This window comes from Streptomyces sp. Root431 (genome assembly GCF_001426585.1).
Lineage (GTDB): Bacteria > Actinomycetota > Actinomycetes > Streptomycetales > Streptomycetaceae > Streptomyces > Streptomyces stackebrandtii.
Genome location: NZ_LMEI01000013.1, coordinates 586,051 through 607,336 on the forward strand (window position 1 = coordinate 586,051; position 21,286 = coordinate 607,336).

Annotated in this window: 18 protein-coding genes and 1 riboswitch; of the genes, 9 read left to right on the top strand and 9 right to left on the bottom strand. The window is 70.5% G+C overall.

Annotated features, from left to right (window positions below; all coding sequences use genetic code 11):
* Positions 1 to 34: 34 nt before the first annotated feature.
* The 4 genes from ASC82_RS28100 to ASC82_RS28115 all read right to left on the bottom strand — a co-directional run bounded on the left by ASC82_RS28100 (position 35) and on the right by ASC82_RS28115 (position 3,204).
* On the bottom strand, positions 35 to 931 hold the full coding sequence (locus ASC82_RS28100; protein ID WP_056653735.1) for a LysR family transcriptional regulator: 897 nt from the start codon (positions 929 to 931) through the stop codon (positions 35 to 37).
* A gap of 227 nt (positions 932 to 1,158) precedes the next feature.
* On the bottom strand, positions 1,159 to 2,328 hold the full coding sequence (locus ASC82_RS28105) for a cystathionine gamma-lyase (RefSeq protein WP_056653738.1): 1,170 nt from the start codon (positions 2,326 to 2,328) through the stop codon (positions 1,159 to 1,161).
* Complete coding sequence (locus ASC82_RS28110; RefSeq protein WP_056653741.1) at positions 2,325 to 2,816, bottom strand: low molecular weight protein-tyrosine-phosphatase; 492 nt, start codon at positions 2,814 to 2,816, stop codon at positions 2,325 to 2,327. Before ASC82_RS28110 ends, ASC82_RS28105 begins: the two co-directional genes overlap by 4 nt.
* Before the next feature lie 10 nt (positions 2,817 to 2,826).
* Positions 2,827 to 3,204, bottom strand: a complete 378-nt coding sequence (locus tag ASC82_RS28115; protein ID WP_056653744.1) for a phage holin family protein — start codon at positions 3,202 to 3,204, stop codon at positions 2,827 to 2,829.
* A 51-nt stretch (positions 3,205 to 3,255) separates the two neighbouring features.
* On the opposite strand from ASC82_RS28115, the gene ASC82_RS28120 reads away from it, so the two are divergent.
* From ASC82_RS28120 to ASC82_RS28135, 4 genes are all read left to right on the top strand, one after another.
* The gene (locus tag ASC82_RS28120) at positions 3,256 to 3,573 is read left to right on the top strand and encodes a cupin domain-containing protein (protein ID WP_024760444.1); all 318 of its coding nucleotides are present in this window, start codon (positions 3,256 to 3,258) and stop codon (positions 3,571 to 3,573) included.
* A 225-nt stretch (positions 3,574 to 3,798) separates the two neighbouring features.
* Positions 3,799 to 4,017, top strand: a complete 219-nt coding sequence (locus ASC82_RS28125) for a DUF5326 family protein (RefSeq protein ID WP_024760445.1) — start codon at positions 3,799 to 3,801, stop codon at positions 4,015 to 4,017.
* A gap of 236 nt (positions 4,018 to 4,253) precedes the next feature.
* On the top strand, positions 4,254 to 5,024 hold the full coding sequence (locus ASC82_RS28130; protein ID WP_199862622.1) for a helix-turn-helix domain-containing protein: 771 nt from the start codon (positions 4,254 to 4,256) through the stop codon (positions 5,022 to 5,024).
* Positions 5,025 to 5,162: 138 nt separating this feature from the next.
* Complete coding sequence (locus tag ASC82_RS28135; protein WP_024760447.1) at positions 5,163 to 5,597, top strand: SsgA family sporulation/cell division regulator; 435 nt, start codon at positions 5,163 to 5,165, stop codon at positions 5,595 to 5,597.
* 135 nt (positions 5,598 to 5,732) lie between these two features.
* Here the strand turns inward: ASC82_RS28135 and ASC82_RS28140 are convergent, their stop codons facing one another.
* Entirely contained in the window at positions 5,733 to 7,241 is a 1,509-nt protein-coding gene (locus tag ASC82_RS28140) for a YibE/F family protein (protein ID WP_056653750.1), read from the bottom strand.
* Positions 7,242 to 7,279: 38 nt separating this feature from the next.
* Positions 7,280 to 7,414, top strand: a riboswitch (TPP riboswitch).
* On the opposite strand from ASC82_RS28140, the gene thiC reads away from it, so the two are divergent.
* A complete protein-coding gene (gene thiC, locus ASC82_RS28145; protein WP_056653756.1) occupies positions 7,408 to 9,195 on the top strand; it encodes a phosphomethylpyrimidine synthase ThiC in 1,788 nt (595 codons plus the stop codon). Its footprint overlaps the riboswitch before it by 7 nt.
* 79 nt (positions 9,196 to 9,274) lie before the next feature.
* Here thiC and ASC82_RS28150 read toward each other — a convergent pair whose 3' ends face one another.
* From ASC82_RS28150 to ASC82_RS28160, 3 genes are all read right to left on the bottom strand, one after another.
* Entirely contained in the window at positions 9,275 to 9,925 is a 651-nt protein-coding gene (locus ASC82_RS28150) for a hypothetical protein (protein WP_056653760.1), read from the bottom strand.
* Positions 9,926 to 10,084: 159 nt separating this feature from the next.
* Entirely contained in the window at positions 10,085 to 11,509 is a 1,425-nt protein-coding gene (locus ASC82_RS28155; protein WP_277914799.1) for a metallophosphoesterase, read from the bottom strand.
* Between the two features lie 249 nt (positions 11,510 to 11,758).
* The gene (locus tag ASC82_RS28160; protein ID WP_055642419.1) at positions 11,759 to 12,865 is read right to left on the bottom strand and encodes a LacI family DNA-binding transcriptional regulator; all 1,107 of its coding nucleotides are present in this window, start codon (positions 12,863 to 12,865) and stop codon (positions 11,759 to 11,761) included.
* Positions 12,866 to 13,374: 509 nt separating this feature from the next.
* On the opposite strand from ASC82_RS28160, the gene hisC reads away from it, so the two are divergent.
* Positions 13,375 to 14,472 (top strand): histidinol-phosphate transaminase, encoded by a 1,098-nt coding sequence (gene hisC, locus ASC82_RS28165; RefSeq protein WP_056653767.1) that lies wholly within the window; start codon positions 13,375 to 13,377, stop codon positions 14,470 to 14,472.
* 15 nt (positions 14,473 to 14,487) lie between these two features.
* Here the strand turns inward: hisC and ASC82_RS28170 are convergent, their stop codons facing one another.
* Entirely contained in the window at positions 14,488 to 14,871 is a 384-nt protein-coding gene (locus ASC82_RS28170; protein ID WP_056653769.1) for a cyclophilin-like fold protein, read from the bottom strand.
* 202 nt (positions 14,872 to 15,073) lie between these two features.
* Here ASC82_RS28170 and ASC82_RS28175 point away from each other — a divergent pair, with 202 nt between their 5' ends.
* Genes ASC82_RS28175 through cydD form a run of 3 tightly spaced genes read left to right on the top strand, consistent with a single transcriptional unit; the run spans position 15,074 to position 21,256 of the window.
* Positions 15,074 to 16,582, top strand: a complete 1,509-nt coding sequence (locus ASC82_RS28175; protein WP_056653773.1) for a cytochrome ubiquinol oxidase subunit I — start codon at positions 15,074 to 15,076, stop codon at positions 16,580 to 16,582.
* 18 nt (positions 16,583 to 16,600) lie between these two features.
* The gene (gene cydB, locus ASC82_RS28180) at positions 16,601 to 17,602 is read left to right on the top strand and encodes a cytochrome d ubiquinol oxidase subunit II (RefSeq protein ID WP_056653777.1); all 1,002 of its coding nucleotides are present in this window, start codon (positions 16,601 to 16,603) and stop codon (positions 17,600 to 17,602) included.
* A 39-nt stretch (positions 17,603 to 17,641) separates the two neighbouring features.
* Positions 17,642 to 21,256, top strand: coding sequence for a thiol reductant ABC exporter subunit CydD (gene cydD / locus ASC82_RS28185; RefSeq protein WP_056653780.1), 3,615 nt, complete (start codon positions 17,642 to 17,644; stop codon positions 21,254 to 21,256).
* Positions 21,257 to 21,286: the final 30 nt, after the last annotated feature.

The following is a 21,286-nucleotide window of genomic DNA, read 5'->3' on the forward strand; positions in this document are numbered from 1 at the left end:
GGAAGAAAATGGCCCGTCCGCGGTGTCCTGAAACTCACCAGGCCCCTGCGGCCTGCAACAGACCCTCATGAGCGCGCGCGATGTGCGACAGCGCGAGCGTGCCGGTCCGCACGACCAGGAAGTACGTCCGCAGCGGAGGCACCGGGGGATCGAGCAGCGCCACGAGCCGCCCCTGTGCCAAGGCCTCCTCGCACAGGAAGCGCGGCAGGACGGCGAGACCGGCGCCGGACGCCGCGGAATCCCGTACGGCTCGCAGGTCGGGGGCGATCACGGTCGCGGCGGCCGCCGGCTTGGTCTCGAAGACGGCGGCCCAGTACCGCGAGACGAACGGCAGCGACTCGTGCACCTCGACCACGGGGAGCTGCTCCAGGACCACCGCCCCCTTGCTGAGCAGTACTTCGGGGGCGAGCCGGGCCGCCCAGCGCGGGGCCGCGACCAGGACGTGCTCCTCGTCGCAGAGCGGGGTTGCGGCGAACAGGCCGCCGCGCGGACGGGCGGTCGTCAGGGCCAGGTCGTGGTGGCCCGCCGCGAGCCCGTCGAGGATGTCCTCCGCGTTGCCCACGAAGGAGGCCCGTACGGCGAGACCCTGGCCGACCAGCGGCGTGAGCGCCGGCAGCGCACGGAGCGCCATGAACTCCGGGGGACCGGCGACATGGAGGGTGCGGACGCCGCTCTCCTCGTCGAGGCCGGTCTCGGCGATCTCGACCAGGGCGTCCAGATGGGGTGCGGCGCGGTGCGCCAGCTCGTCGCCGATCGTGGTCGGCGTGACCCCGCGCGCCTGCCGGAGGAACAGCGGCCGGCCCAGCTGCCGCTCCAGGGTCCTGATCTGGCTCGTGACGGCGGGCTGGGAGAGGCCCAGGAGCGCGGCGGCGCGGGTGAAGGAGCCGGCCCGGTGCACCGTGACGAACGTGCGCAGCAGGGCCAGATCCATGTCCGCCCCCTCCCGGCCGTGCGGCCGTTCGACTCAGGCGGTCGGCTGACTGCGCCTCAGGACCGTCCAACTATAAATAAGTCGATAGGCCTCTGTCGCTACCGTGATTGGACACTGACGCACAGTCAACTAGCCTTGTTCAGGCGGTCTCCGCGCGTGGAACCGAGGGCGCTCCGAGCCACGAGGGGGGAGGCTCGGAGCGCCCCGTTCCTGCCGCCACCGGCACCTCAGCCGGCGGCTCCGGCCTCGTCGAGGGCCCGCAGGACGTCGGCGATCAGGTCTTCCGGATCCTCGGCGCCCACCGAGAAACGGATGAAGCCCTCCGCGACCGCGTCCCCACCCCAGCGTCCCCGCCGCTCCGCCGTGGAGCGCACGCCGCCGAAGCTGGTGGCGTCGTCCACGAGACGCAGCTCTTCGAGGAACCGCTCGGCCCGCTTCCGGTCCGCCAGCTCGAAGGAGACCACCGGACCGAAGCGCCGCATCTGCCGGGCCGCCACCTCGTGCGAGGGGTCGCCGGGCAGTCCCGGGTAGCGCAAACCGGTCACGTCAGCGCGCTCGGCGAGGACGCGCGCGAGGGACAGGGCGGTGGAGCACTGCCGGTCGATCCGCAGCTGGAGCGTCGCCAGCGAACGGTGGGCCAGCCAGGCCTCCATGGGGCCGGGGATCGCGCCGACGACCTTGCGCCAGCGCCGTACCTCCGCCGCCCGCTGGGGATCCCGGCAGCTCACGTGCCCGAGCAGGACGTCGCCGTGCCCGGTCATGCCCTTGGTGTCGCTCGCGACGGAGAAGTCCGCGCCCAGCTCCAGGGGCCGCTGGCCGAGCGGGGTGGCGAGGGTGTTGTCGACGGCGACGAGCGCCCCCGCAGCGTGCGCCTCGCGCACCAGGCGCCGGATGTCGCAGACGTCGAGCCCGGGGTTGGACGGGGTCTCGATCCACAGCAGCCGGGCGCCTTCGAGGGCGGCGAGCTGCCCGTCGCCGCCGGTCGGCGCGGTGCGGACCTCGATGCCGTACGCCCTCAGCTGCTCGTGCAGCAGCGGCAGCGCCTGGTAGCCGTCGGTCGGCAGCACCACCGCGTCGCCGGCCTTCAGCTGGGAGAAGAGGACGGCGGAGATCGCGGCCATGCCGGAGGCGAAGACCAGCGTCTCGACGCCCCGCTCCCCCGGTGCCTCCAGCTCACCGATCGCCCGTTCCAGGTGGGTCCAGGTGGGGTTCTCGTCGCGGCCGTAGGTGTACGGGCCGGTCGGTTCGCCGGGCAGATGGAAGTGGGCCGCGAAGACCGGTCCCGGCAGGGTCGGTTCGTACTTCACGGGCTCGGGGAGCCCGGCCCGTACGGCGAGGGTGCCGTCGCCGAGCGCGGCGGCCTCCCGCCGGTCGGGGTCGCTTGCCTGGTCGGTCACGCTGTCCGTTCCTCCACTTCCGCACGTACGGTCGCGAGCAGTCCCTCGCTCGCGGCCTCCACCATCTCAAGGCACTCCTCGAAGCCCTCTATGCCCCCGTAGTACGGGTCGGGGACGTCGAGCGCGTCCCCCGCGGCCGGGTCGTAGGAGCGCAGCAGCCGTATCCTCGCCGCTTCCTCGGGGGTGCGGGCGAGCGCCCGGAGCTCCCGGACATGCCCCTCGTCCAGCGCGATCACCAGGTCGAGGGCGGGGAACCAGGAGGCCCGGAACTGGCGGGCGGAGTGGGCGGAGGTGTAGCCGTTCTCCTCCAGGACGGCGACCGTGCGCGGGTCGGCACCGTCGCCCTCGTGCCAGCCGCCGGTTCCCGCACTGTCGACCTCCACCGCCCCGCCGAGGCCGGCCTCCTCCACACGACGGCGGAAGACGTGCTCGGCCATCGGCGAGCGGCAGATGTTGCCCGTGCAGACGAAGCACACGCGATAGGTCACGGTCGCCGGCTCAGTCGCCGTCGGGGAGCACGATGTTCAGTGCCCACGAGACGATGGAGATGATCAGACCGCCGAGGACGGCGGTCCAGAAGCCCTCCACGTGGAAGCTGAGGTCGAACTGGTCGGCCAGCCAGGACGTGAGCAGCAGCATCAGGGCGTTGACCACCAGGGTGATCAGGCCGAGCGTCAGAATGAAGAGCGGCAGTGTCAGCAGCTTGACGATCGGCTTGACCAAGACGTTCACGAGCCCGAAGACCAAGGCGACGAGAATGAGGGTCAGGGCCTTCTTGCCGGTGCTCTCACCGGTCAGGGTGATGTCCTGGAGCAGCCAGATGGCGACTCCCAGGGCGCCCGCGTTGGCGAGCGTCTTGACTACGAAATTCTTCATGTGTCTGATCGTGGCAGACATGATCGGGCCAAGGGCAGGGGCGGACAGACAGTGAAGGCATTCCGGCTGGACGAACTGGAGGCGGAGCGCGCCGCGAACCAGGGCGCCTATCTCCAGTTCCTGCGCGAGCGGAACATGTCGGTGGGCCTGTACGCGCTCGACGCCGGGGCGCTCGACCCGCAGCAGCCGCACGGTCAGGACGAGGTGTACTTCGTGGTGAGCGGCCGCGCCGCGATCACGGTCGGGGAGGAGACGACCCAGGTGGCGCGCGGCAGCGTGGTCTACGTGCCGGCCGGGGTTCCCCACAAGTTCCACCACATCAGCGAGGATCTGCGGGTCATGGTGGTCTTCTCCCCTCCGGAGAGCTGAGCCCCGAGGCGGCGATGGCCCCCGAGGCGCCGGTGACCCCCGCGGCAGCGGCGGTGACCCCCGAGGCGGCGATGGCGATCCCCGAGGTGGCGGCGGTGACCCCCTAGGGGGCGGATCAGGGGAGAGCGGGGGCCGTGGGGCCCCCGTGGGCCGTCTTGCGCGCCTAGCCTTGAGGGTGTTCGGCGCGGAGTGCGCGGAACGGAACTTCGAGAGCGAGGTAGGACCATGGCCGTACAGGAGATTCTCGCGGGGATGCCCTGGTGGGTGAAGTGGGTCGTCATACCCGCTCTCGCCCTGCTGGTCTTCGGCGGACTGATCACCAGCGTGCTGACCTTCGTGGTCGCGCTGCTGTTCAAGGTGCTGCTCTTCGTGGCCCTCGTGGCCGGAGTGGTCTACGTCGTACGGAAGTTCAAGAACTCCTCCGGGTCGCGCGAGGACTGGTAGCACAAGCCGTCGCACGGCAGGCGACCGACGGCAGGCATTAGCCCGGGCGGGGGAACGCGTGGGCGGAACCGGGCGGCGCCTCAAGGGCTGCCACTAGAGTGGAATCCCTCCGCCGTGTTGGGGACTACAGGCGTAGACCTCCCTACTGACCAGCGGTTTCCCAGGCCCGGCGGGCGCGCGGGGGCGGCCCCCGCGGGCGGATGCCATGCATCCGTCGTCACGCCTGGGGGTGACCTTTGGCCACGGCTACGCAGACTGCTGCACCTACCCTGATCGGCTCGGTGCAGCGGGCGCTGAGACTTCTGGAGGCCGTGTCCTCCCATGTGGACGGCGCCCCGGCCAAACAGCTCGCCCGTGAGACGGGCCTTCCGCTGCCCACCACGTACCACCTGCTCCGCACCCTGACGCACGAGGGCTATCTACGCCGCGAGAAGGGTGTGTTCGTCCTGGGCGACGCCGCCGTCCGACTGGCCGGCGGCGGAGCTGTGCAGAATCGTCGCATCAAGATCGAAGACTCCCTTGCCCGTTGGCGGGACGAGATCGGTGTGCCGGTGTACTTCGCCCTCTACCGCGAGGGAGAGATCGAGCTCGTCGCCGTCGCGGACACTCCCTCCGCCCCCGCAGTGGAGGAGTGGGCCGACTTCCGCGAGACCGCGCACGCGCACGCCATCGGGCAGTGCCTGCTGAGTCAACTCGATCTGAAAGCTCGTCAAGACCACCTCGACCGCCATCCGGTGGAAGCCATCACTCCGTACACGGTGCGTAACCGCCGTGTCCTTTTGGAGCGTTTGGGCGGTTTGGGGCGAATGGAACCCCTGGTAGAGCGTCAGGAATATGCGCTCGGCACGGTCTGTGCCGCCATTCCCATCACGGCGGGCTCCGCGGCGGCCGCGATGGCCATTTCCCTCCCCCTTCACCAGGAAGAACGGTTGCTCCCAGCAGTCGAGCGGCTACGTACGGAGATCGGCAGGCTCTTCAGTTCGCTCGCGTTCTCTATCAGTATCTGAAAAATCACTCCTTGTGATCTGCTAGCGCTTACAGCACGATTGCGTCAAGAGGGCCACGGGGGATCATTCCTGGCCGTTTCGGTCACAGCTTTCAGCAGCTGTGTTTACACAACTGCTTCATCTACTGCGGGGTACATGATGCGAGAGTCGGTTCAGGCCGAGGTCCTGATGAGCTTCCTCGTCTCCGAGGAGCTCTGCTTCAAGATCCCAGTCGAGCTGCGATACGAGACCCGGGATCCTTACGCGGTGCGGATGACCTTCCACCTCCCCGGCGACGCGCCCGTTACCTGGGCGTTCGGCAGGGAACTGCTGCTCGACGGGATCAACAGGCCGAGCGGGGACGGGGACGTGCACATCGCCCCGACGGACCCCGAGGGGCTCTCGGACGTCTCCATCCGGCTCCAGGTAGGCGGCGACCGCGCCCTGTTCCGGGCCAGCGCGCCGCCGCTGGTCGCGTTCCTCGACCGCACGGACAAGCTGGTTCCGCTTGGTCAGGAACGGACACTCGGTGACTTCGAGGACAACCTGGAGGCGGCACTCGGCCGGATTCTGGCAGAGGAGAACGCCGGCTGAGTCGGGGTGGACGAGGATGCCGGCCGAGTCGGGGTGGACGAGGACGCCGGCCGAGTCGGGGTGGACGAGGACGCCGGCCGAGTCGGGGTAGAGGAAGGCGCCGGCTGATCGTGGCCGGTGTGCCGAGCGGAGCCCCTACTTCGCGCGGCGGCGCCGACCGCCCCGTACCGCCGCCGCCCGGGGCTTCCCGCCGGCGTCGGATCCCGGCCGGTCGGCGGAGACCACGAGCGCCGCGAGGACCGTGGTGACCGGCACGGAGGCGACCAGACCGATCGAACCGACCAGCGTTCGGACGATCTCCTCCGCGACCAGCTCGCTGTTGGCCACCGTGCCCATGCTGCTCTGCGCGATCGAGAAGAGCAGCAGCAGCGGCAGGGCGGCGCCCGCGTAGGCGAGGACCAGGGTGTTCACGACCGAGGCGATGTGGTCGCGGCCGATCCGGATCGCGGCCCGGTACAGCGCGCGCGGCCCCATGCCCGGGTCGGCCTGGTGCAGTTCCCAGACCGCCGACGTCTGGGTGACGGTCACGTCGTCGAGCACACCGAGCGAACCGATGATGATGCCGGCGAGCAGCAGGCCGGACATGTCGATGTCCGGGTACAGGCCGTGGATCAGGCCGGTGTTGTCGTCGGTGTTGCCGCTGAGCGAGGCCCAGTCGATGAACAGCGAGCCGAGCAGACCGATCAGCATCAGCGAGATCAGCGTGCCGAGCACCGCGACGGAGGTGCGGGCCGAGAGCCCATGGCACATGTAGAGAGCGATCAGCATGATCGCGCTCGACCCGACCACCGCCACGACCAGCGGATTCGAGCCCTCCAGGATCGCCGGCAGGATGAAGAGGGTCAGCACCAGGAAGCTCGCGGCGAGCGAGATGAGCGCCATCACGCCCTTCATCCGGCCGACGAGCACGACCACGAGGGCGAAGAGCCCGGCGAGCACCGTCAGCGGAACCTTCCGGTTCACGTCCGTCACCGAGTACTGCAGGTCGCGCGGGGCGTCGGGGGCGTACGCCACCACCACGCCCTGCCCCTCGTGCAGTTGACGCGGCGCGTCCGGTTGCACGATCTCCGTGAACGTACGCCCCTTCTCCGCGCCGCTGGTGACCTCGATCGTCGCCTTCTCGCACTGCCCCTGCTGGGCGTTGACCGCCTCGCGCCCCTCGGGGGTGGAGGTGTCCCCGGTCGGCGGGACCTGGGCGGCGTTCACGTCCTTGCAGTCGACCTGTTCGACGGAGACGACCGTGCCCTGCTCGGTCTGCCGGTCGAAGCCGACCCCGGTGCGCTCGTGCGCCGGGGTACCCCCGGGCCACAGGATCGCGAGCCCGACCACGACGGCCGTGGCGAAGGGGATCAGGACCGCGGCGATGACCTTGCGCAGATGCCGGGAGACGGGCGCGGCGGGGCCGTGGCTGTGGCTGTGCCCGTGGCCATGGCCCGAATCGTGCCCGCGGCCCGAATCATTTCCACGGCCCGAATCGTGCCCGCGGCCCGAATCATTTCCACGGCCCGAATCGTGCCCGCGGCCCGAATCATGCCCATGGTCCGGTTCATGACCGTGGCCGGGTTCGTGGCCGTGGCCGTGCGGCTCGGGGGTCTGCTGGGGGGAAGTCACCGACCGATCATCGCAAGAACGGCGGGGGCCCACTGTTCAGCACGCCAGGGATGACGCTAGCGTGGTGACACCTTTGCACACGCGGGAGCTCGGAGCACCGGGCTGAGAGGGCGCTGATCACCGTACGCACGTACGGGAGGAGGCTGCGCCGACCGCCGAACCTGTTACCGGGTAATGCCGGCGTAGGGAGATCGGTCTCATGACCATTCAGGATGCACGCACGCGCGCCTCCGACCAGGGTGACAGCTCCGCCGACGGCGAGCGCACGCCGGGCTGGCACAAGGGGTACATCGAGGGTTCGCGCCCCGACCTCCGCGTCCCGGTCCGTCAGGTGCACCTCACCAACGGCAAGGACGTGACGCTGTACGACACGTCCGGTCCGTACACCGACCCCACCATCGACACCGATGTGCGGCGCGGCCTGGCCCCGTTGCGCGAGAACTGGATCATCGCGCGCGGCGACACCGAGGAGTACGCGGGCCGCCCCGTCCGCCCCGAGGACGACGGCATCAAGCACACGTCGCCGCGCGGCGGCGGGCTCAAGAACCTCGACGCCGTCTTCCCCGGCCGCCCGCGCCTGCCGCGCCGCGGCCGCGACGGCCAGGCGGTGACGCAGCTCGCGTACGCCCGTCGGGGCGAGATCACCCCGGAGATGGAGTACGTCGCGATCCGCGAGAACGTCTCCCCCGAGGTCGTGCGGGAGGAGATCGCCGCGGGCCGCGCCGTGCTCCCGGCGAACGTCAACCACCCGGAGATCGAGCCGATGATCATCGGCAAGCGGTTCCTGGTGAAGGTCAACGCCAACATCGGCAACTCCGCCGTCACCTCCTCCATCGAGGAGGAGGTGGAGAAGATGACGTGGGCGACCAAGTGGGGCGCGGACACGGTCATGGACCTGTCCACCGGCCGCAACATCCACACCACCCGCGAGTGGGTGCTGCGCAACTCCCCCGTGCCGATCGGCACCGTGCCGCTCTACCAGGCCCTGGAAAAGGTCGACGGCAGGGCCGAGGACCTGACCTGGGAGATCTACAAGGACACGGTCATCGAGCAGGCCGAGCAGGGCGTCGACTACATGACGGTGCACGCCGGCGTGCTCCTGCCGTACGTGCCGCTCACCGCGCGCCGCAAGACCGGCATCGTCTCGCGCGGCGGCTCGATCATGGCCGCCTGGTGTCTCGCGCACCACAAGGAGAACTTCCTCTACACGAACTTCGAGGAGCTCTGCGAGATCCTGGCGGCGTACGACGTCACCTACTCGCTCGGCGACGGCCTGCGCCCCGGCTCCATCGCGGACGCCAACGACGAGGCGCAGTTCGCGGAGCTGCGCACGCTCGGCGAGCTGAACACGATCGCCAAGCGCCACAACGTGCAGACGATGATCGAGGGCCCGGGCCACGTCCCGATGCACAAGATCAAGGAGAACATCGACCTCCAGCAGGAGATCTGCGAGGAGGCGCCGTTCTACACGCTCGGCCCGCTGACGACGGACGTGGCGCCCGCCTACGACCACATCACCTCCGGCATCGGCGCGGCGATGATCGCCTGGTGGGGCACGGCGATGCTCTGCTACGTCACGCCCAAGGAGCACCTGGGCCTGCCGAACAAGGACGACGTGAAGACGGGCGTCATCACGTACAAGATCTCGGCCCACGCGGCGGACCTCGCCAAGGGGCACCCGGGCGCGCAGGAGTGGGACGACGCGCTCTCGGACGCGCGGTTCGAGTTCCGTTGGGAGGACCAGTTCAACCTGGCGCTCGACCCGGTCACCGCGCGCGAGTTCCACGACGAGACGCTGCCCGCGGAGCCCGCGAAGACCGCGCACTTCTGCTCGATGTGCGGTCCGAAGTTCTGCTCGATGAAGATCTCCCAGGACATCCGCCGTGAGCACGGCGGCACGCAGGAGGAGATCGAGGCCGGGATGGCCGAGAAGTCGAAGGAGTTCGCGGAGAGCGGCAACCGCGTCTACCTGCCGCTGGCGGACTGACCGCAGAGGCTTCGCTGCGCCCGCTTCAGAGCAGGCACCGGCCCGCGACCCACGGGGGAGTCGCGGGCCGGTGCCGTTGTCACGGGGTGGGCTCGTCGTCCCGGTGCGCGGCGGCCAGGGCGTCGCGGAGGAACGGCAGGACGCCGCGTTCGAGCAGGGCGAGGCGCCAGGCCTCGCGGGCGCGGGACAGTTCGTCGTCCGGCGTGGTGGCGGGCGGGCCGGCCGTGACCGTCGCGGTCGGGCTGTTGCGCAGGGCGGTCCGGAGGAGACCGGCGGCCGCGCAGAGCAGACCGGCGGCGGCGACCGCACCGAAGACCAGGCCGGCGGTCAGCAGCGTCGCGCCGAACACCACGGTGGGCGCGATCGCGTGCAGGAGCGCGCCGACCAGCAGGAAGATGAAGGCGGCCGATCCGGCGAGGACGGGCACCATGACGGTGACGATCGCGACGATCCCCGCGCCGGAGCCGTCCTGCGGCGCGGGTATGCGGGTGGCGACCGCGAGCCGGCTCTGCTCGCGGACCTTGACGAAGTGGTCGTACTCGCCGGCCGCCGCGGTGGTGATCAGCGCTGTCGCATTCAGGGCCATGGAGCGCAGTTGCCCGGCGGTGAGCCGAGTCCCGACTCCGGCGAGATCCGGACGTGCGTGGGCGGTGCTCAGTGCGTCGTCGAGGACCCGCTCGTACTCGGCGCGATCCTCGGTCAGCAGGTACGGAGCCACGTTCATGTGCATCCCCCGATGCTCCGCAGGCCCGGATCGGCCGTGGAGAACGGCCGGTCGGGCGGAAACGGAGGAGAGCCTGCTACGGATGGTCCGATGGTATTGCGGTGACGCCACGTGCTGACAGGGTGTTTCCGGAAATCGACTTCCCCGGATGCACAGGGTTATGCGTCAGCCGTTCAGCGGGAGTTGGACGACCAGCAGCTTTCCGGCCATGGTCACACCGCCGTCCATGGCGATCGCGAGACCGTCCGCGTACACGTGCGGTCCGTCGACGATCGGGCCTCCGCCGCCCTCGCTCTCCTCCGTGCCGACCTGGCCGAGGAGGTACGGGATGGGGCTGTGGCCGTGCACGATCCGGCTGCCGCCGTAGGTGGAGAGGAGCTCCTGGACGGCCTGAGGGCCGCCCTCGTCGCGGAACGCGAAGCGCTTCGTGAACTTCCGGAACACGTCCCAGACCTCGTCGGCGTCGCTCCGGTTGAGGATCTCGTGGACCGTCTCGTTGACGTCCTCGATGGTCTCGCCGTATTCGAGGTACGCGGTGGTGTCGGAGTGCAGGAGGAGGTGGTCGTCCTCCAGGACGACGGCGTCGAGCCGGGACATCCACTGGAGGTGGACGTCCTGGAGCCGGTCCATGTCGTGCTTCTGGCCGCCGTTGAGCAGCCAGGCGGCCTGGAAGGTGGCGGTGCCCGCGCCCGAGTTGACGGGGGTGTCGCCGAAGCGCTTGGCGCCGATCAGCAGCAGCTCGTGGTTGCCCATGAGGGCCTTGCAGTAGCCGCCGGCGGCGGCGGCCTCGGCGGAGAGCCGCATGACGAGGTCGATGACGCCGATGCCGTCGGGGCCGCGGTCGGTGAAGTCGCCGAGGAACCACAGGCGGGCGTTGCCGGCGGCCCAGCCGCCGTTCTCGTCGACGAGGCCCTGGGCGCGCAGGGCGGCGACGAGTTCGTCGAGGTAGCCGTGGACGTCACCGACGACGTAGAGGGGGCCGGGGCCTTCGCCGGTGGTGGCGGCGGGGTCGGGCGTGGCGGCGGCGTCGGGGGTGACCCGGACCTGGACGGTGTCGCCGCGGTTGATGACCGGGAGGTCGCGTTCGGTCGGGGTGTAGCCCTCGGGCAGACCGCCCTCGGGGAAGGCGCTGCCGGGGTGGCCGGTGGCGACCGAGACGATGGAGGACGAGCCGGTGGTGCTGGTCGTACCGGCCGTGGCTGCGTACGCGGGCACGACGCGGCGGCCCAGGAGCAGGGTCGGGTCGGCGGGCGCGGGCGCGGGTGTGGGCGCGGTGGTCGGCATGGGGGGGACGGGGCGCGGCTCGGCGGTTCGCGGCTCGACGGCCTGCGGCGGCTCGATGGTCCGCGGCTCGACGGCCTGCGGCTCGACGGTGCGCGGCTCGACGGGAGCCTCGGTCGGCGCTGCGACCGACGCTTCGATCGATGCCTCGGCCGACGCCTCGACCGGCCCTTCGGCCGGCGGAAGGTGCTCGGCGGCGTGGCCCTGTACGGGCACCCGGGCGTACGGCGGTACGCGGAAGTCGCGCAATGTCGCCGTGCGCACCACGGGCTCCTGCCCGGCCCCCTGAGTCATGGACCCCTCCACCACCGTCGCGATGCCCTGCACATCGTGGACCGGCCTGGTCGGGGTGGCCCACGATGTCGTCCGCCCATCATAGGAATGAGCGTCCTCCTGTGTGACGCACCAGGGGTGGTGAATCCGGGTCCACTCCGGGTTCACCGGTTGTTTCGCCCGAATTGAGAAGGTCCAGTCCAGGGTTGAGGCCGGTATGGGGCTCGGTTTCGCCGCCCCTGCCCACGGGCAGGGGCGGGGGGCGGCGGTTTCGGTGAGCCTTGGTCAGTCCTTCGCGGGTGAGCGCGGAGGACTGACCGTGGTGCGCGGCGAGCGCCGCTGCGAGGAGGTGCGGACGATGAGTTCGGTCGGTATCACCTGCTCGACCGGACCGTCCGTATCGATCCCCTCGATGGCGTCGATGAGGAGCTGGACGACGGCCGTGCCGATCCTGCGTGGTTTGAGCGAGAGTGTCGTGATGGGCGGTTCGGTCGTGGCGTAGACGGTGGACTCGCTGCAGCAGACCAGCAGCAGGTCCTCCGGGACGCGCAGCCCGTAGCGGCGCGCGGCCGCGAGGAGATCGGTTCCGTTGGGGTCGAAGAGGCCGTACACGGCGTCGGGTCGGTCCGGGCGGGCGAGCAGCCGGTCGGCCGCGACGGCGCCCGCGCACGGATCGTGCGCCGGATAGGCCTCGTAGACGGGGTCCTGCCCGACCCGCTCGCACCAGTTGAGGTACGCGGTGGTGGACAGGCGGGTGTACGTGTCGGTCGTGGTTCCGGTGAGGAGGCCGATCCGGCGGGCGCCGGCGTCGGCGAGGTGGTCGAGCAGATCGAGGACGGCGGCTTCGTGGTCGTTGTCGACCCAGGCGGTGACCGGAAGGGTGCCGGCGGGGCGTCCGTCGGAGACGACGGGGAGGCCCTGCCGGACCAGTTCGGTCACGACCGGGTCGTGGTCGGAGGGATCGATGACGACGGTGCCGTCGAGGGCGACGTTCGACCAGACGTCATGGCGGGAGGTGGCGGGGAGGATGACCAGGGCGTAGCCCCGGGCGAGTGCGGCCGATGTGGCTGCTCTGGCCATCTCCGCGAAGTATGCGAATTCGGTGAAGGTGAAAGGTTCATCCCCGTACGTGGTCACGGTCAGGCCGATGAGTCCCGACTTACCCGTACGGAGCGTGCGGGCCGCCGCGGATGGGCGGTAGCCCAGCCGGTCGGCGACCTCGCGGACGTGGCGGCGGGTGGCGTCCGGGAGTCGGCCCTTGCCGTTGAGCGCGTCGGAGACAGTCGTGATCGAGACTCCGGCGGCGGCGGCCACGTCCCGGATGCCTGCCCGGCCCTGCCGGCTTCCCCGGGTCTGTGCCCGGCTCACCTGGTGCTTCCCTGCTGCTGTCATGGCGAGCCGATAGTAGGGGGATGAGGGGCGGTCGGGACGGTCGCATATGCAGGCATTGACAGGCACGTTTCTGCATGATCGAAATCAGTCAATCGTCAAGGAATCCAAGGCAGTTAAGGGATTTCACGTGCGACCTAGGGTTGCCGAACGGCGTAGGCCTGGCGAAGGGGCGAGGTCTCGAAGAGGTCTCAACTCACCTCTACGGGGGATGCGCGCCACGGCGCCCGCCACCAGCGCGCGCCACCCGGGCGCGCGCTCCCCCTGTCCGCGGGCTCACGACGGGGGCGATCGGGGCGGGATGGAGGTGGGGCCGAGGGTGGGGCCGCGGGTGGGATCGAGGACAGGGCAGAGGACAGGGCGGAGGGCGGGGTGGAGTGCGGGGTGGAGTGCGGGGCGGAGGGCGGTATCCACAGCGTGTCCCTCCTGTTGTCCACAGGCCATTCGCAGCGGAGGCGAATCCTCATAAGGTGAGGAGTATTGGCGGTACGGACGGTCGAGGAGGCCACACTGTGAGCGAGACCAGCGGGACGAGCACCGGCAGCCCCAAGCTGCGCGCCGAGCTGGACGGCGTCCCCACCTACAAGCCGGGCAAGCCGGCCGCAGCGGGCGGCCCCGTGGCCTTCAAGCTGTCGTCCAACGAGAACCCCTACCCGCCGCTGCCCGGGGTCATGGAGAGCACGCTGGCCGCCGCCGCGAACTTCAACCGCTACCCGGACATGGCCTGCACCGGTCTGACGCAGGAGATCGCGGACCGCTTCGGCGTGCCCGTCTCGCACGTGGCGACGGGCACGGGCTCGGTCGGGGTGGCGCAGTCGCTGCTCCAGGCCACCTCGGGCCCGGGCGACGAGGTGATCTACGCCTGGCGCTCCTTCGAGGCGTACCCGATCATCACGCAGATCAGCGGGGCCACCTCGGTGCAGGTGCCGCTGACCGACGGCGAGGTGCACGACCTCGACGCGATGGCCGCGGCGATCACCGACCGGACCCGGCTGATCTTCGTCTGCAACCCCAACAACCCCACGGGCACCGCGGTCCGCCGGGCCGAGCTGGAGCGCTTCCTCGACCGGGTGCCCTCCGACGTCCTGGTCGTGATCGACGAGGCCTACAAGGAGTTCGTCCGCGACACCGACATCCCGGACGGTATCGAGCTCTACCGTGACCGGCCGAACGTCGCCGTGCTGCGCACGTTCTCCAAGGCGTACGGCCTGGCGGGGCTGCGGGTCGGCTTCGCGGTGGCCCACGAGCCGGTGGCGGCTGCGCTGCGCAAGACGGCGGTCCCGTTCGGGGTGAGCCAGCTGGCGCAGGACGCGGCGGTGGCCTCGCTGCGGGCCGAGGACGAGCTGCTCGGCCGGGTCGGCTCGCTGGTGGCCGAGCGCGAGCGGGTCCACGCGGGGCTCGTGGCCCAGGGCTGGACCGTGCCGGACACCCAGGCGAACTTCGTCTGGCTGCGGCTCGGCGAGCGGACGCTGGACTTCGCGGCGGAGTGCGAGCGGCACGGCGTGATGGTGCGGCCGTTCGCGGGCGAGGGCGTGCGCGTCACGATCGGCGAGACCGAGGCGAACGACCTGTTCCTGAAGGCGGCGGAGGGCTTCCGCAAGGAGGGCTGATCAGCTGCCGGTGACTCAGTTGCCGGCGACGAGTTCCACGCGGATCGGGTCGCCGTCCCGGACGGTGGCCAGGATCCGCGGGTCGCCGTCCAGCGCGCCCAGGAGGTTGCAGGGGCTCGCGAGCCGGCACTCGTCCCCCCGGGAGATCGGGGTCGGGCCGTAGGGGAGGGCGAGCGCGTCGCCGTCCGTCCAGAAGGCCACCGTGCCCGGTTCCACGACCTGGCGGGCGTCGTCCTCGACGGGGACGGAGACCGGAGTGTCGAAGTAGACCTCCTCGCCCCAGGTCCGGGCGGTGGAGGAGATCGGGAGAGCCCCCGCGAGCGCCTTGCTCGTGGGGGTTTCCTCAAGGGTCGCCGTGGTGTGTCCGGCCGGCCAGGAGATGCGTATCCGAAGGGTCATGCCCGGATTCAACAATATGTTGAAGATCCTGGGAAGAGGTGACCCTCGGCAGGGGGACCCCGACTGAAGGTACGGATTTCGTATGAGCCATAATGCTTGTGAATGTGAACGCGTTCACAAGCGTGTCCCGGTTCCTCCCGTAATTAGTGGGATTAACGGGGCAAACTGCCGATGTGACCACGGCGAGTAAGGAGAAAACGACGTGGACCTCGCTCTTGCGCCAGAGACTCTGGCGCGCTGGCAGTTCGGCATCACCACCGTCTACCACTTCCTCTTCGTCCCCCTGACGATCTCCCTCGCCGCCCTCACCGCGGGTCTCCAGACCGCTTGGGTGCGCACCGAGAAGGAGAAGTACCTCAGGGCGACGAAGTTCTGGGGCAAGCTCTTCCTGATCAACATCGCCATGGGTGTCGTCACCGGCATCGTGCAGGAGTTCCAGTTCGGCATGAACTGGTCCGACTACTCCCGCTTCGTCGGCGACATCTTCGGGGCCCCGCTCGCCTTCGAGGCGCTCATCGCTTTCTTCTTCGAGTCCACGTTCATCGGCCTGTGGATCTTCGGCTGGGACAAGCTGCCGAAGCGGATCCACCTCGCCTGCATGTGGATGGTGTCGATCGGCACCATCCTCTCCGCCTACTTCATCCTCGCGGCGAACTCCTGGATGCAGCACCCCGTCGGGTACCGCATCAACGAGGAGCGCGGCCGGGCGGAGCTCACCGACTTCTGGCAGGTGCTCACCCAGAACACCGCCCTCACCCAGTTCTTCCACACCATGACGGCGGCCTTCCTGGTCGGCGGCGCGTTCATGGTCGGCATCTCCGCCTTCCACCTCGCGCGGAAGAAGCACATCCCGGTGATGCGGACCTCGCTGCGGCTCGGCCTGATCACGCTGATCATCGCCGGCCTCGGCACCGCCATCAGCGGTGACCTGCTCGGCAAGGTCATGTTCAAGCAGCAGCCGATGAAGATGGCCGCCGCCGAGGCGCTCTGGGACGGCGAGGCGCCCGCGCCCTTCTCGATCTTCGCCTACGGCGACGTCGACAAGGGCCACAACAAGGTCGCCATAGAGATCCCGGGCCTCCTGTCCTTCCTCGCGAACGACGACTTCACCTCGTACGTCCCGGGCATCAACGACATCAACAAGGCCGAGCAGGAGAAGTACGGTCCGGGCGACTACCGGCCCAACATCCCCGTCGCGTACTGGGGATTCCGCTGGATGATCGGCTTCGGCATGGCCTCGCTGGGCATCGGGATGCTCGGCCTCTGGCTGACCCGCAAGAAGTTCATGCTGGCGCCGGGGATGCGGACCGGTGAGGACGAAGTGCCGAATCTGGTCCTGTTCAAGCGGAAGGCACTCAGCCCGCGCTTCACCAAGTGGTACTGGATCGTCGCCCTCTGGACCATGGGCTTCCCGCTCATCGCCAACTCCTGGGGCTGGATCTTCACCGAGATGGGCCGCCAGCCCTGGGTCGTCTACGGCGTGCTGCGCACCCGGGACGCCGTCTCCCCCGGTGTCTCCCAGGGCGAGGTGCTCACCTCGATGATCATCTTCACCACCCTCTACGCCGTCCTCGCCGTGATCGAGGTCAAGCTCCTCGTCAAGTACGTCAAGGCGGGACCGCCGGAGCTCACCGAGGACGACCTCAACCCGCCCACCAAGATCGGCGGGGACTCCCGTGACCCCGACCGGCCCATGGCCTTCTCGTACTGAGGCTCAGGAGAACGAGGCATGGAACTCCACGACGTCTGGTTCGTACTCATCGCCGTCCTCTGGATCGGCTACTTCTTTCTCGAAGGCTTCGACTTCGGGATCGGTGTCCTGACCAAGCTGCTCGCCCGTGACCGGGCCGAGAAGCGGGTCCTCATCAACACGATCGGTCCCGTCTGGGACGGCAACGAGGTGTGGCTGCTGACCGCCGGCGGCGCGACCTTCGCCGCCTTCCCCGAGTGGTACGCGACGCTCTTCTCCGGCTTCTACCTGCCGCTGCTGATCATCCTGGTCTGCCTGATCATCCGGGGTGTCGCCTTCGAGTACCGGGTGAAGCGGCCCGAGGAGAACTGGCAGCGCAACTGGGAGCAGGCCATCTTCTGGACCTCCCTGATCCCCGCGTTCCTCTGGGGCGTGGCCTTCGGCAACATCGTCCGCGGCGTGAAGATCGACGCGGACATGGAGTACGTCGGCACCTTCTGGGACCTCCTCAACCCCTACGCCCTCCTGGGCGGTCTGGTCACGCTCACCCTCTTCACCTTCCACGGCGCGGTCTTCGCCTCGCTCAAGACGGTCGGTGACATCCGGGTGAGCGCCCGGGCGCTCGCGCTCAAGCTGGGTCTGGTCACGGCCGTGCTCGCGCTCGGCTTCCTGATCTGGACCCAGGTCGACACGGGGGACAGCTGGAGCCTCGCGGCGATGCTCGTCGCCGTCGTGGCACTCGTCGGTGCGATCGGTGCCATCAAGGTGGGGCGCGAGGGCTGGTCGTTCGCGCTCTCGGGCGTCACGATCGCCGCCGCGGTGGCGATGCTCTTCCTCGCGCTCTTCCCGGACGTCATGCCGTCTTCGCTCAACCCCGAGTGGAGCCTTACCGTGACGAACGCGTCGTCGAGCCCGTACACGCTCAAGATCATGACTTGGTGCGCGGCGATCGCGACCCCGCTGGTGCTGCTCTACCAGAGCTGGACCTACTGGGTGTTCCGTAAGCGCATCGGTACGCAGCACATCGCCGACGCTCACTAGCTGACTGACGCACGAGCTCACTAGAGGGGCATGTTTCACGTGAAACCGATCGATCCGCGTCTGCTCCGGTACGCCCGGGCCACCCGTCTCTTCCTTACCGCGGTGGTCGTGCTCGGTCTGGCCGGGGCGGCGCTGGTCATCGCCCAGGCGATGTTCATCGCCGAGATCGTGGTGGGGGCCTTCCAGAAGGGCCTGGCGGTTTCCGACCTGACCACCCCTCTGCTGCTCCTCGCAGGCGTCGCGGTGGCGCGGGGTCTTGTCTCCTGGCTGACCGAGCTCGCCGCCCACCGGGCGAGCGCGGCGGTCAAGTCCGAACTCCGCGGCCGCCTCCTCGCTCGGTCGGCCGCGCTCGGACCCGGGTGGCTGAGCGGCCAGAAGGCCGGCTCGCTGATCGCACTCGCGACGCGGGGCGTGGACGCGCTCGACGACTACTTCGCCCGCTACCTGCCCCAGCTCGGCCTCGCGGTCGTCGTCCCGGTGGCGGTCCTCGCCCGGATCGTCACCGAGGACTGGGTCTCGGCGGCGATCATCGTCGTCACCCTGCCGCTCATCCCGATCTTCATGATCCTCATCGGCTGGTACACGCAGGCGCGGATGGACCGGCAGTGGAAGCTGCTCTCCCGGCTCTCCGGCCACTTCCTGGACGTCGTGGCGGGCCTGCCCACCCTCAAGATCTTCGGTCGGGCGAAGGCCCAGGCCGAGTCGATCCGCACGATCACCTCGGAGTACCGGCAGGCGACGATGCGCACCCTGCGGATCGCCTTCCTCTCCTCCTTCGCCCTGGAACTCCTCGCGACCCTGTCGGTCGCGCTCGTCGCCGTGACCATCGGCATGCGGCTCGTCCATGGCGAGCTCGACCTCTACACCGGGCTCGTCATCCTGATCCTGGCGCCCGAGGCCTACCTTCCGTTGCGGCAGGTGGGCGCGCAGTACCACGCGGCGGCCGAGGGGCTCGCGGCGGCGGAGGAGATCTTCGAGGTTCTGGAGCAGCCGGTACGCGGGGGCGGTACGCGGGCGGTTCCGGAGTCCGTACGGCTGGAGCTCGACCGGGTCACCGTGCGGCACGCGGGGCGCGCCGAACCGGCGCTCGACGCGGCGACGCTGACGGTCGAGCCCGGCGAGACGGTGGCCCTGGTCGGGCCGAGCGGCGTCGGGAAGTCGACGCTCCTCGACGTGGTGCTCGGCTTCGTGACGCCTGAGGAAGGCGGTTCCGTCCGGGTCGGCGGCGAGGACCTGGCGGCGCTGGACCCGGAGACGTGGCGGTCGCGGATCGCGTGGGTGCCGCAGCGCCCGTACCTCTTCGCGGGGACGATCGCCGAGAACGTACGGCTGGCCCGCCCGGACGCCTCCGACGAGGCGGTACGGGAGGCTCTGCGGGACGCCGGGGCGGACGGGTTCGTCATGGGGCTTCCGGAGGGGCTCGACACCCCGCTCGGTGAGGACGGTGCCGGACTGTCGGCGGGCCAGCGGCAACGCCTGGCGCTCGCCCGGGCGTTCCTGGCGGACCGGCCGCTGCTGCTGCTCGACGAGCCGACGGCCGCGCTGGACGGCGAGACGGAGGCGGGCGTCGTCGACGCCGTCCGGCGTCTCGCGGCGGGGCGGACCGTGCTGTTGGTCGTGCACCGGCCGGCGCTGCTCGCGATCGCGGACCGGGTGGTGAGCCTGGTTCCGGCGGCTGTGGAAGCGGGCTCGGCCGAGGCGTCGGCGCTGGCTTCGGATGGGGCGGCGTCGGTTTCGGATGCGGCGGCGTCGGACGCCAAGTCGTCGGCGTCGGTTCCGGATGCGGCCTCGGAGCCGGGTGCGGAGTCGGGCGCTCGGTCCGATGGCGACGCGGCCGTCGTCGGCGTCCCGGACGGCGTGGCCGGAGCGGGCTCCGCACGGTCGGTGCTCGGGCGGGTCCGGGACATGGCCGGTGAGCTCAAGGGACGCATGGCGCTCGCGCTGCTCCTCGGGAGCCTGGCCCTCGGCTCCGCCGTCGGACTCATGGCCGTGTCCGGCTGGCTGATCTCCCGGGCCTCCGAACAACCGCCCGTGCTCTACCTGATGATGGCCGTCACCGCCACGCGCGCCTTCGGCATCGGCCGGGCCGTCTTCCGGTACGCCGAGCGGCTCGTCTCGCACGACGCCGTGCTCCGGATGCTCGCCGAACTGCGGGTCTCCGTCTACCGCCGGCTGGAGCGGATCGCCCCGGCCGGGCTGCGCCGCACCCGCCGCGGCGACCTCCTCTCCCGGCTCGTCCAGGACGTCGACGCGCTCCAGGACTACTGGCTGCGCTGGCTGCTCCCCGTGGGCGCCGCCCTCGTCGTGGGCGTCGCCTCCGTTGGGTTCACCGCCTGGATGCTGCCCGAGGCCGGGGCCGTCCTCGCCGTGGGCCTGCTGGTCGCGGGTGTCGTCGTCCCGGCGGTCGGCGGGGCCTTCGCCCGCCGCGCCGAGCGCCGGCTCGCCCCCGCGCGCGGCGCCCTGGCGACCGCCGTGGCCGACCTGCTCCGCGGCTGCGCCGAGCTGACGGTCGCGGGCGCGCTGCCCGGCCGGGTCGAGCGGACCCGGAAGGCCGACCAGGGCCTCACCTCCATCGCCTCGCGGCAGGCCGCGGCCACCGCGCTGGGCGCCGGACTCTCCGCGGTGGTCTGCGGTCTGACGGTCGCGGCCGCCGCGTTCGTCGGCGTCCAGGCCGTGCGCGACGGGCGGCTCGACGGGGTGGCCCTCGCCGTGGTCGTCCTGACGCCGCTCGCCGCCTTCGAGGCCGTCACCGGTCTGCCGCTCGCCGTCCAGTACCGGCAGCGCGTCCGGCACAGCGCCGAGCGGGTCTTCGAGGTGCTCGACGCCCCCGTCCCCGTACACGAGCCGGCGACGCCCGGGACTCCCCCGGCGGACCCGTTCCCGCTGGAGCTGACCGGGCTCTCCGCCCGGCACGCCGGGCAGGACCGGATGGCGCTCGCCGACTTCGGGCTCACCCTGGAGGCCGGGCGCCGCGTCGCCGTCGTCGGCGCCTCCGGTTCCGGGAAGACCACCCTCGCCCAGGTGCTGCTGCGCTTCCTGGACGTGGAGAACGGCATGTACCGGATCGGCGGCGTGCCCGCCTGGGAGCTCGACGGCGACACCGTCCGGCGGTTCGTGGGCCTCTGCGCCCAGGACGCCCACATCTTCGACAGCTCCGTCCGCGAGAACCTGCGGCTCGCGAAGGTCGGGGCGAGCGACGAGGAGCTCCGCGACGCGCTGCGCCGGGCCCGGCTGCTCGACTGGGTGAACGGGCTCCCGGCCGGGCTCGACACCCTCGTGGGCGAGCACGGCTCCCGGCTCTCCGGCGGCCAGCGGCAGCGACTCGCGCTCGCCCGCGCCCTGCTGGCCGACTTCCCCGTCCTCGTCCTCGACGAGCCGGCCGAACACCTCGACCTGGCCACCGCCGACGCGCTCACCGACGACCTGCTCCGGGCCACGGAGGGCCGCACCACCGTCCTCATCACCCACCGGCTGCACGGGCTCGACGCCGTCGACGAGGTGCTGGTCCTGGACGGAGGCCGTACCGTCCAACGCGGTCCGTGCGCCGAGCTGGCGGAGACCGACGGCCCGCTGCGCCGCATGCTGGAGCAGGAGCGGGAGACCGATCTGCTCGTCGTCGGCACCGGGCCGAGCCGGGCCGGGTCCGGGGCGTGAGCACCGTAACGGGCCGCGGCCGACTTTTCT

Bases quoted from the DNA above. Each gene is read 5' to 3' on its own strand.
- cydB (WP_056653777.1), top strand. From the start codon at position 16,601: ATGGAACTCCACGACGTCTGGTTCGTACTCATCGCCGTCCTCTGGATC.
- ASC82_RS28125 (WP_024760445.1), top strand. From the start codon at position 3,799: ATGGCCGTACAGGAGATTCTCGCGGGGATGCCCTGGTGGGTGAAGTGG.
- thiC (WP_056653756.1), top strand. From the start codon at position 7,408: ATGACCATTCAGGATGCACGCACGCGCGCCTCCGACCAGGGTGACAGC.
- ASC82_RS28150 (WP_056653760.1), bottom strand. From the start codon at position 9,925: ATGCACATGAACGTGGCTCCGTACCTGCTGACCGAGGATCGCGCCGAG.
- ASC82_RS28170 (WP_056653769.1), bottom strand. From the start codon at position 14,871: ATGACCCTTCGGATACGCATCTCCTGGCCGGCCGGACACACCACGGCG.
- ASC82_RS28115 (WP_056653744.1), bottom strand. From the start codon at position 3,204: ATGAAGAATTTCGTAGTCAAGACGCTCGCCAACGCGGGCGCCCTGGGA.
- ASC82_RS28160 (WP_055642419.1), bottom strand. From the start codon at position 12,865: ATGACAGCAGCAGGGAAGCACCAGGTGAGCCGGGCACAGACCCGGGGA.
- ASC82_RS28135 (WP_024760447.1), top strand. From the start codon at position 5,163: ATGCGAGAGTCGGTTCAGGCCGAGGTCCTGATGAGCTTCCTCGTCTCC.
- ASC82_RS28100 (WP_056653735.1), bottom strand. From the start codon at position 931: ATGGATCTGGCCCTGCTGCGCACGTTCGTCACGGTGCACCGGGCCGGC.